Source organism: Achromobacter sp. 1014246743 (assembly GCF_059760725.1).
Window position 1 is genome coordinate 39,376 of the sequence record NZ_JCBANA010000051.1, and the last position, 10,255, is coordinate 49,630.

Genomic DNA, 10,255 nt, shown 5'->3' on the forward strand with positions numbered 1-10,255 from the left:
GGGGCCCCGTAGCCTGGCGTCTGTTACCTCCGCTTTTGGCGGAACCGCTATCGCGGCAGTCAACGCATTTGCCCGAGGGCTCACCAGCTATTGCGTTAAACGGATCTTTGCCGACATCCAGGCACGGCGCAATGCTCAAGCCGGAATAGTCAGACCCTTCACCACTGCCGGACGCGCCACGAATGCTTCCAGCACGCGGGCGACGTTCTTGAATTGCGAGAATTCGACCAGGTCGCCGGCGCCGTAGAAGCCGATCAGGTTGCGCACCCACGGCAGGATCGCGATGTCGGCGATGGTGTACTGGTCGCCCATGACCCAGGCGCGGCTTTCCAGGCGCTTGTCCAGCACGCCCAGCAGGCGCTTGGATTCGGCCACATAACGGTCGCGCGGGCGCTTGTCTTCGTAGTCCTTGCCGGCGAACTTATGGAAAAAGCCCAGCTGGCCGAACATCGGGCCGATGCCGCCCATCTGGAACATCACCCATTGCAGCGTTTCATAGCGGCCGGCGGTGTCGGCGGGGATGAACTGGCCCGTCTTGCTGGCCAGGTAGACCAGGATGGCGCCGGACTCGAACAGCGCCAGCGGCTTGCCGTCGGGGCCGTTGGGGTCCAGGATCGCCGGGATCTTGTTGTTCGGGCTGAGCGACAGGAATTCCGGCGAAAACTGGTCCTGGGAATCGAAGCTGACCCGGTGCGGCTCATAGGGCAGGCCCAGCTCTTCCAGCAGGATCGACACCTTCACGCCGTTGGGCGTGGGCAGCGAATAGAGCTGGATGCGGTCGGGGTGCCGGGCGGGCCATTTTTGGGTGATGGCGAACGAGTCTAGGGAAGACATGCGTAGGAACTCCTGGAGATCCGGGGGTGGCGATTGGAAACGCGGTGGCGGCGCGGGCGGCGGGCAATCCGGCGCCTGCGGGCGTCGCGCAAATTTAACGCAAATCACCCGCTTGGCAAGCGTTCGGCGGCCGGCCCGTGGGCGGCCGCCGCGCAACAGACTGTTCCACGCCTACAGGCCAGGCGCCCAGGCGGATCGGGCGTCCCGGTTCTGCCGCAGGAATGCCGTGGCCGCGATGATGTCGGCGTCGTTGCGGCGGTCTTCGGCCAGGTGCGGCACCTGCCTGCGGAAGTCCCGCCACAGGATGGCCGTGCCCTGCCCCAGGGCGGCTGCCGGCCCTTGCGGATAGCGCAGGTCCACGGCCTGGGCCGCATGCATCAGTTCCACCGCCAGCAACCGGGTCAAGGCGGCGATCTGCCCGGTCACGCGCAGCCCGGTCAACGGCGCGTTGGTGCCCACGTCTTCGATGTTGCCGGCCTGCGCCTGCACGTCGGTCACGACCGGGCCGGACAGGGCCCGCACGTCGGCCGCCAGCGCCGACACGGTCTTCTGGATCGGGCCGTAGCCGATGGCGCCGTTGCCCGGGCTGAGAAAGCGCGGCAGCCGCGTGAAGGCCGGGTCGGTCAGGCGCAAGGTGCGCTGCGCCGACAGTTGCGCCACCTGCGACAGGGCCACCGCCGTGCCCTGCAGCGGCAGCACCCAGGCGCTGGGGTCAAAGCCGGCGCTGGGCAGCACCGCCCCCCGCACCGGGCCGTCGGTCACGAAATACTGGGTTTCGTAGGCGGAGGCACCGGGGCTGGGCGTGGCGTCCAGCACCACGGTCGGGTTGTCATCGGAACTGTTGATCTGCACCTGCAACTGGCCGTCCAGCAGCGCCAGCATGTCGCGGGCGGCCCCGTGCGCCTGGCTGACGGTGCGGAAGCTGAGCGGATCCTGCAGCGGCCGCTGCGCATCGGTTTTCCACAACGCGCTGCCTTGCAGCAGCCCCAGCATGCGCTCGGCGGTGGCGCGCTGGCCGGCATAGGGCCGCTGCGACTGCGCCGGGGCCAGCAGCGGCGCCAGATTGCCATCCAGCCCTTCCAGCGACAGCGCCGCCACCGCATCGGCCTGAGCCAGCAGCGCCCGCGCATCGTGCGCAGCCAGCACCGCCACCGCGGCACCGTAGGCGTTGGAACTGACCATGGACAGCGCATCCTTGCCGAACGGCCGCACCGGCGCCAGCCCCGCCTCGCGCAGCGCCTGCGCCGCGCCCAGGCGCCGCCCGCCACGCCAGGCCTCGCCCTCGCCCATCATGACCAGGCCGATCTGCGGCAGGATGGTGATGTCGGCCTGGCCGACCGAGCCTTCGCCCAGCATCACCGGCGTCACGTCGCGGTTCAGGAAGGCGGCGTATTGGTCCAGCACCGCGGGCTGCATGCCGGCCCCGCCGAACAGCGCGGTGTTCAGGCGGATCAGCATGGCCGCGCGGGTCACATCGCGCGGCGCCTCGTTGCCGTAGGCCGCGCTGTGCGAATGCAGCAGGTTGCGGTTGAACTGCTCGGACAGGCGCCGCACCTCGGGCGAAATGTCGCCGCCCTGGAAGATGGTCTGGTCCTTGTTCAGGCCCACGCCCCGGTTCAGGCCGTACACCGGCTTGTCCAGGCGGGCGTAGGCCAGCAACAGATCGTAGGCGCGGGCCGCGCGTTGGGCGGCTTGCGGGGCGATGGTGACGGCGCAGTCCTGCCGCGCCACCGCCACGACCTGGGCGGCGGTCAGCGAGCGGCCGTCGAGGGTGACGGCGCAATCGGCTACGGACCGGGGCGCAGCGGTCGATGCCGCGGCACTGGCAGTTTCGGGCGCGGCCTGGCCGGCCGGTGCGGCCGGCGCGGCAACGCCCGCCAGTGGCGACAGGACCAGCGCCGCGGCCAGCGCGGCCAGCCATCCCGGCGCCGACCTCCGCGGCGACTTCACGGGGCCGTCAGACATGGCGGCTCGGCGGCAGCAGGGTCAACGCCACCAGCGCCACCACGCAGGCGCCCATCACATACAGGGCCGGCGCGAACGACACCCCGGTGGTGTAGGTGATCCAGGTCAGGATGGCCGGCGCAAAACCGCCCAGCACCGTCACCGCGGTGTTGTACGACAGGGACATGCCGGACGAGCGCACCGCCGTCGGGAAGACTTCGGACAGGGCGGCCGGCGCCGTGCCCACGTACATCGCCACCAGCAGGCAGAACAGCGACTGCACCACGATCAGTGCGAACTGCGTGTGGTTGGCCTGCAGCCACATCATCAGCGGATACACCGTCACCAGCAGCAGCAAGGCCGACCCGCGCAGCACCGTGCGGCGGCCGTAGCGGTCGGACAGCGTGCCCGAAAAGAAGCAGCCGCCGATCAGGAACAGGTTGCCCACCAGCGCCCCCAGAAACGCCTGCGAGCTGGTAAAGCCCATGCTTTTCTGCACGTAGATCGGCATGAAGATGATCAGCGCGTACGGGCCGATCGCCCACAGCACCGACATGCACAGGCCCGTGAACAGTTCACGCGGGTAGTCGCGCAGCACCGCCAGCAGCGGCGCCTTGACATGATTTTTCGTGGCCGCCTGACGGGCCTGCTCTTCGCGAAAATGGGGCGTTTCGTCCAGCGTGCGGCGCATCCACAGCCCCACCGGCGCAATCGACAGGCCCACGATGAACGGAATGCGCCAGCCCCACTCGCCACCTGGTCTTCGGTCAGGAACGTGGTCACCAGCGTGGCGACCAGCGCGCCCAGCAGGTTGGAAATGCCCATGCTGGCCTGCAGCCACGAGGCATACTGGCCGCGCTTGCCTTCCGGTGCATGCTCGACCAGGAATGCGGTGGCGCCGCCCACTTCGCCGCCGGCCGAAAAGCCCTGCAGCATGCGGCCGCACACGATCAAGAGCGGCGCCCCCACGCCGATGGCCGCGTACGGCGGCGCAATGGCGATCAGCAGGGTGCCCAGCGCCATCAGCATGATGGTCATGGTCAGCGCGGCTTTGCGCCCGGCCCGGTCGCCGTACGAGCCCAGCACCAGCGCGCCCAGCGGCCGCACCACGAAGCCCAGCCCGAAGGCCAGGAACGAGGCCATCAGCTGCACCGTCGGGTCTGCGTTGTGAAAGAAGTTCTGCCCGATATACACCGCAAACAGCGCGTAGACCGAGAAGTCATACCATTCCAGCGCATTGCCGATGGATGCGGCGATGACAGCCTTCTTGGCGCCCTTGTGTTCGTCGGCGCCGGCATGGGGGGGATTGCCCCCCAATACCCCGGCGCCCGGGTTGATTGCGATGTTCTTCATTGACGTTCCCGTTGAATCGCCCCGTATCCGGGGCTGTTATGTCCTGCCGTTCAAGCCCGCACCGACGTATCGATGCGACCTATGCCTTTTTTGCTGACCTCGTCCAGCGCCTCTTCGTAGCCGGCGTCGGCATAGCGCAGCACGCCGCTGGCGGTGTCGTTGGTGAGCGACAGCGACAATCGCTGCGCCGCCGCGTCGGTGCCGTCCGCCACCACCGTGACACCCGCGCTGGTCATGTAGCCGCTGTAACCGCCGCCCCCGGAATGAATCGCCACCAGGTCGGCGCTGGACGCGCAATTGATCATGGCGTTCAGCAAGGGCCAATCGGCGATGGCGTCCGAGCCGTCGCGCATGTTCTCGGTCATGATGTTGGGGTGCGCCATGGCGCCGGCATCCAGATGGTCGCGGGTGAAGGCCACCGGCGCGGCCAGCACGCCTTCCCGCACCATGCGGTTCACTTCCAGCGCCAGCTCGGTGCGTTCGCCGTGGCCCAGCCAGGCGATGCGCGCCGGCAAGCCTTCGAACGGCACTTCCTGGCGCGCCAGGCGAATCCAGTTGGATACGATCAGGTTGTCCGGAAAGCGCTGCAAAAGAAAGTCGTCGATCTTGCGGATGTCGCCCGGGTCGTTGGACAGCGCGATCCAGCGGAACGGGCCGATGGCGCGCGCGAACAGCGGCCGCAGGAAGGCCTCGGTGAACACCGGAATCTCGAACGCGCGTTCCACGCCGCCCTGCTTGGCATGGGTGCGGATCAGGTTGCCGTTGTCGAACACCACGGCGCCACGGTCCTTGAAGCCCAGCATCGCGGTGACGTGGCGCACAATGGACTGGCGGCTGGCGTGCATCAGCCCGGCCATGTCGTCCTGGCGCATGCGCACTACCTGGTCCAGCGTGTAGCCCGACGGCACGTAGCCGTACACCAGGTCATGCGCGGACGTCTGGTCGGTGACGATGTCCGGCACGATGCCGCGCGCCAGGATTTCCGGATAGACGTCGGCCGCGTTGCCCAGCAGCCCTACCGAGATCGGGCGGCGCGCCGCCTGGGCCTCGCGGATCAGGGCCAGCGCCTCGTCCAGCGACTCGGCGCGGCGCTCCAGGAAGCCCGCCTTCAGGCGCTTTTCGATACGTTCCGGGTTGATCTCGACGGTCAGGATGGCGGCGTTGGCCATGCGGCCGGCCAGGGGCTGGGCGCCGCCCATGCCGCCCATGCCGGCGGTCAGGATGAAGCGGCCGCGCAGGTCGTTGCCGAAGTGGCGCTCGGCGATGCGGCAGAAGATTTCGTAGGTGCCCTGGATGACGCCCTGCGAGCCGATGTATTGCCAGTCGCCGGCAGTCAACCCGCCCCAGCAGATGAGGTTGTCGTCCTGCAGCTGGTAGAAGTTTTCGGCGTGGGCCCACTGCCCCACCATATTGCAGTTGGCCATGATGACGATGGGCGCCTGCGGATGCGTGCGCAGCACCCCGATGGGTTTGCCCGACTGCACGATCAGGGTCTGGTCTTCTTCCAGTTCAAGCAGCGCGCGCACGATGGCGTCGTGCGACGGCCAGTCGCGCGCCGCGCGGCCCAGCGCGGCGTAGACCACCAGATTGTCCGGGTCTTCGCCCACCGCCAGCACGTTTTCCAGGAGGCGCAGCAGGGCCTCCTGGCGCCAGCCCTTGCAACGCAGCGCCGTGCCGCCGGGAACGTTGAATTCGCGTTTCATCGTGCGGCCCCTCAGCGTGCCAGCGCGTAGCCGGTGAAATCCATGCCCAGCGCCTTTTCGACGATGGGATACACCGACGCATCGGTCACGCTGGAAGACAGCGGAATGTGCTGCTTGGACACGTGCAGGATCGACACCTGCAGGCCTTCCCTCAGCTTGCCCGCGCTGACCGGGTTGCCGTCGCCGTCCAGCGTGGTGATGACGTCGGGGTAGCAGGCGATGCGTTCGCCTTGTGCGTCGGTCACGGCCATGTGCTCGTTCATCACGTGGATGACGCGCTTGCCCGCGCCTTCGCCGATTTCGACCGTGCCGATATCGAAGGCTTCTTCGGTGTACTTGAGCGTGTTGCGCACCACCTTGCCCGAGCCGATGATCTCGCCCTGCGTGGCCTTGCAGAGGGCGTCGATCACGGCGCTGCCGCCCTTGGGCTGCGCCGCCAGGATGGCTTCGCCCAGCGCCAGCGCGCGGCTGATGCCGCCCAGCGCCGCATGACGCCGCACGTACGACGCGCGGATCGGGTTGCGGCAGCTGGCGATGAAGCCGCCGGCCATGTCGGCCGCCTTGCGCAGCACCGGCGACACCTTGCCCGTGGCGCCGTGCACGGTCAGTTCCATATAGGCATTGTTGGCGCGGTTGCCGCCCACGGCGCACTGGATCATGGGTTCGGGGCTGCCGGCCAGGCCCAGGGACCCCATATCGCCCGTGGGATGGGCGCGGATGTCGCCCACCGCGTCCACCACCTTGGTACCCAGCACCGCCGACGGCAGCCAGCCGTTGAGCGTGCTCGACATGCCGTTCTGGCCGATGATCAGCCCGTACAGGCGTTCGCCCAGGGCATCTTGCAGGCGTTCGGCCGCCTTGACGTAGTCGATGCCCAGCATCTGCCAATCGGTCAGGCCGCCCGGCGCGCCGATGGCGGCGGCGGTGGCGATCCAGGCGTCGTCAGGTACTTCGTCCATCGAGACCAGCTCGGGCCGGCCGATGGTCACCGCCAGCGACCCCAGTTCGCGGCCATGATCGGCCCAGCCGCCCCCGCCACAGGCAAACACCGAACCGCCCCTGACCGCGGCTTCGACGTCTTTCATCGTCAAGATTCTTCCCATTTCGCCCTTCCTTTCCCGATAGCGGTTCAGCCGGTCCAGCGACGCCATGGCGCTGGAGATTTCGGGGAATCATAGGAAGCAATCTTGTTAATGTCGTATTACCTTTTATGCCTTGTCTATAACGCTGTGTTAATTGTTGGCCGCACTCAGAGAGCGGCGCGACGTGGCGCCGCGCCCCACCTAGGGATATCCCCAGGCGATATATCAGTCGGATTCCGGGGCGGCGGGCAGGTCCAGCTTGTGCAGCACGTCGATGAACGCCTGCGCCAAGCGCGACAGCGGCTGCAACTGCAGGTGAAAGACATTGACCGGCGCGTGCACCGTATCCACGATCGGCACCGTCACCACATCGGACCAGATCGGCCCCGCCACCGTGATCTCGTCCACCAGCGCCACCCCGGCGCCGGCCTGCACCAGGGCGCAGGCCACGTGCGCCTGCTGCACCTCGATGCGCGGCTCGGGCTGGGCATCTTCGGCGCCGAACAGCTTGTGCACCAGCATGCCGAACGGAATGTCGGCGCTGTAGCCGATCAGCGGTTCGCGCGCCAGTTCAGCCGCCGTGACCTGGCGGCGCGCGGCCAGCGGATGGCCCGCCGGCAGCACCGCCACGATCTTGTTTTCATAGAGCGGCCGGGTGGCCAGGCTGGGGTGGTTCACCGGCATGTACGCCACCCCCAGCTCGACCTGCTGGGTCAGCAGCGACTGCTCCATCACTGCGGGAATCAGCGTCTGCAACACGATGCGGATCTCGGGAAACTGGCGGCGGAACCGGGCGATGGCACGCGGCAGCAGCGACTGCCCCAGGCTGGGGCTGCAAGACAGCCGCAACTGGCCTTCGCGGTTCTCGGCCAGGTTATCGGCCACCTCGTTCACGCGCTGCACGTTCTGATAGAGCGCGGTCACTTCCACGAACAGCCGACGCGCTTCCGGCGTGGGGTACAGCCGGCCCTTGATGCGTTCGAACAGCATCAGCCCCAGGCGCTGCTCGGTGTAGGCGATGAGCCGGCTGACGGCGGGCTGCGACACGAACAACAGCTTCGAGGCGCCGCTGATCGAGCCGCTGATCATGATGGCGCGGAACACCTCGATCTGCCGCAGATTCAATTTCATATGCTTAACCTGATGTTAATTCCTACGTACATATAAGCATAAGACGTTTTGACCTGCGCTTACTACACTGCCCTTCAATCCTTGGTCTGAATGGAAGTGGTCATGAGCGATTTCGATTGGGTGGTGCGCGGCAATATCGTCGATCCGCACGGCATTGTGGAAAACGGCTGGCTGGCGGTGCAAGGCGGCAAGATCGCCGCGCGCGGCACCGGCGCGGCCCCCGCGGCGCGCGAGAGCGTCGACGCCACCGGCCAATGGATCATCCCCGGCGTGGTCGACGGCCAGGTGCATTCCGGCAGCCAGGCCAACCAGGAAGGCCTGGGCTGGGCATCCCGCGCCGCGGCGGCGGGTGGCGTCACCGTCATGGTCGACATGCCCTACGACGACCCCGAACCCGTGGCCTCGCGCCCGCACCTTGATGCCAAGATCGCCGAGGTCGAACGCGACTGCCACGTCGACGTGGCCCTGTTCGGCACGCTGAACACGCAACACGGCTTGGCGGCCGCGGCCGGCCTGATCGAAGGCGGCGTCTGTGCCTTCAAGTTCTCGACCTTCGAAGCCACGCCCGGCCGCTTTCCACGCATCGAAGAAGACGACCTGTACGACGCCTTCCGCCTGATCGCGCCGTCGGGCCTGGCCTGCGGCGTGCACAACCAGATGCAGGAAATGACGCGCAAGAACATCGCGCGCCTCATCGACGCCGGCGACACCGGCTGGGACGCGTTCATGCGCGCCCACACGCCGCTGATCGAAAACCTGGCCACCGCCCTGATCTACGAGATCGGCGCCGAGACGGGCGCCCGCGCCCACGCCGTGCACGTGTCCACCTCGCGCGGCTTCGAGATCTGCAACATGTACCGCCGCAACGGCCACCGCGCCAGCATCGAAACCTGCGTGCAGTACCTGATGCTGAACCACGAAGAACACACCCGCCGCTTCGGCGCCAAGACCAAGCACTACCCGCCCATCCGCCCCAAGGCCGAGGTCGACCGGCTCTGGACCCACATCGCCAACGACGAATGCACCTTCGTCTCGTCCGACCACGTCAGCTGGGGGCTGGAGCGCAAGCAGAATCCCAACGTCTTCAAGAACTCATCCGGCGGCCCCGGCCTGGAAACCCTGCTGCCCGCCTTCTGGACCGGCTGCGAAGAACACGGCATTTCGCCCACCATGGTGGTGCGCCAGCTGTGCAGCAACCCCGCCAGGCACTTCCTGCTCGACGACCGCAAGGGCACGCTGGATATCGGCAAGGACGCCGACATCGTCATCCTCACCCCGGAACGCTACGCCTTCGATCCGTCCGGCAGCCTGGCCGCCGTGAACTGGAGCTCGTTCGAAGGCCGTGAATTCACCGTGCGGGTAGCCGGCACCTGGTGCCGCGGCCAGCAGGTCTACGACGGCCAGCGCATCGTCAACCAGCAAGGCGACGGCCGCTTCCTGCGCCCGCGCCAGGCATGAAGGCCGCGCCCATGTCCCAGCCCTTTCCTCCCCTGAACGCCGACCGCCTGTGGGCTCGCGTCGAAGCGCTGTCGCGCTTCACCCTGCCCGACCAGCCCTGGACTCGCCGCGCGTTCTCGCCGCTGTTCCAGGAAGCGCGCCAGTGGCTGCGCGCCGAATTCGAGGCCGCGGGCCTGACGACGCGCGTGGATGCCGGCGGCAACCTGATCGGCACCCGCGCCGGCCGCAACCCCGCCCGCAAGCCCATCGCCACCGGCTCGCATTGCGACACCGTGCCCAGCGGCGGCCGCTTCGACGGCATCATCGGCGTGCTGGCCGGCATCGAAGTCGCCCACACCCTGCAAGAACACGGCATCGAACTGGAACACGACTTCGAGGTCATCGACTTCCTGTCCGAAGAGCCCAGCGACTACGGCATTTCCTGCGTCGGCAGCCGCGCGCTCAGCGGCCAGCTCAGCGCCGACATGCTGGCCGCCCGCAACCCCGACGGCGAAACGCTGGCCCAGGGCATCGCCCGCATCGGCGGCGACCCGGCCGCACTCAACGCCCCCTTGCGCGGCGCCCACGGCACCGCCGCATTCGTCGAACTGCACATCGAACAGGGCCCCGTGCTGGAAAGCCGGCAGCTGCCCATCGGCGTGGTCACCAACATCGTCGGTATCCGCCGCGTGCAGATCGTGGTCGAAGGCCAGCCCGACCACGCCGGCACCACCCCCATGGACATCCGCCGCGATGCCCTGGTGGGCGCGG

7 protein-coding genes and 1 pseudogene are annotated in these 10,255 nt (G+C 67.8%); 2 read left to right on the forward strand and 6 right to left on the reverse strand.

The genetic code is table 11. From position 1 onward, the window contains the following. Window positions 1-135: 135 nt before the first annotated feature. From AC6LJ2_RS20615 to AC6LJ2_RS20640, 6 genes and pseudogenes are all read right to left on the reverse strand, one after another. Window positions 136-834 (reverse strand): glutathione S-transferase N-terminal domain-containing protein, encoded by a 699-nt coding sequence (locus AC6LJ2_RS20615; RefSeq protein WP_498152069.1) that lies wholly within the window; start codon window positions 832-834, stop codon window positions 136-138. A 171-nt stretch (window positions 835-1,005) separates the two neighbouring features. Further along, complete coding sequence (locus AC6LJ2_RS20620) at window positions 1,006-2,799, reverse strand: HAL/PAL/TAL family ammonia-lyase (RefSeq protein WP_498152070.1); 1,794 nt, start codon at window positions 2,797-2,799, stop codon at window positions 1,006-1,008. Beyond that, window positions 2,792-4,131 (reverse strand): annotated as a pseudogene (locus AC6LJ2_RS20625) (MFS transporter). Before AC6LJ2_RS20625 ends, AC6LJ2_RS20620 begins: the two are co-directional and overlap by 8 nt. Window positions 4,132-4,181: 50 nt before the next feature. Beyond that, window positions 4,182-5,834 (reverse strand): thiourocanate hydratase, encoded by a 1,653-nt coding sequence (gene ertB / locus AC6LJ2_RS20630; RefSeq protein ID WP_498152071.1) that lies wholly within the window; start codon window positions 5,832-5,834, stop codon window positions 4,182-4,184. Window positions 5,835-5,845: 11 nt separating this feature from the next. Then, window positions 5,846-6,937 carry a thiohydantoin desulfurase gene (gene ertC, locus AC6LJ2_RS20635; RefSeq protein ID WP_498152072.1) on the reverse strand — a complete coding sequence of 364 codons (1,092 nt, stop codon included), beginning with the start codon at window positions 6,935-6,937 and terminating at the stop codon, window positions 5,846-5,848. Between the two features lie 204 nt (window positions 6,938-7,141). Next, entirely contained in the window at window positions 7,142-8,047 is a 906-nt protein-coding gene (locus tag AC6LJ2_RS20640) for a LysR family transcriptional regulator (protein WP_263909466.1), read from the reverse strand. Between the two features lie 102 nt (window positions 8,048-8,149). Here AC6LJ2_RS20640 and ertD point away from each other — a divergent pair, with 102 nt between their 5' ends. Continuing rightward, entirely contained in the window at window positions 8,150-9,505 is a 1,356-nt protein-coding gene (gene ertD / locus AC6LJ2_RS20645; RefSeq protein ID WP_498152073.1) for a hydantoin-5-propionate amidohydrolase, read from the forward strand. 11 nt (window positions 9,506-9,516) lie between these two features. Beyond that, window positions 9,517-10,255, forward strand: a 739-nt coding sequence (locus tag AC6LJ2_RS20650; protein WP_498152074.1) for a hydantoinase/carbamoylase family amidase, incomplete at its 3' end; no start/stop codon positions are given.

Excerpts from the sequence above, each read along its gene's own strand:
- AC6LJ2_RS20615 (WP_498152069.1), bottom strand. The coding sequence starts at position 834 with ATGTCTTCCCTAGACTCGTTCGCCATCACCCAAAAATGGCCCGCCCGG.
- AC6LJ2_RS20620 (WP_498152070.1), bottom strand. The coding sequence starts at position 2,799 with ATGTCTGACGGCCCCGTGAAGTCGCCGCGGAGGTCGGCGCCGGGATGG.
- ertB (WP_498152071.1), bottom strand. The coding sequence starts at position 5,834 with ATGAAACGCGAATTCAACGTTCCCGGCGGCACGGCGCTGCGTTGCAAG.
- ertC (WP_498152072.1), bottom strand. The coding sequence starts at position 6,937 with ATGGGAAGAATCTTGACGATGAAAGACGTCGAAGCCGCGGTCAGGGGC.
- AC6LJ2_RS20640 (WP_263909466.1), bottom strand. The coding sequence starts at position 8,047 with ATGAAATTGAATCTGCGGCAGATCGAGGTGTTCCGCGCCATCATGATC.
- ertD (WP_498152073.1), top strand. The coding sequence starts at position 8,150 with ATGAGCGATTTCGATTGGGTGGTGCGCGGCAATATCGTCGATCCGCAC.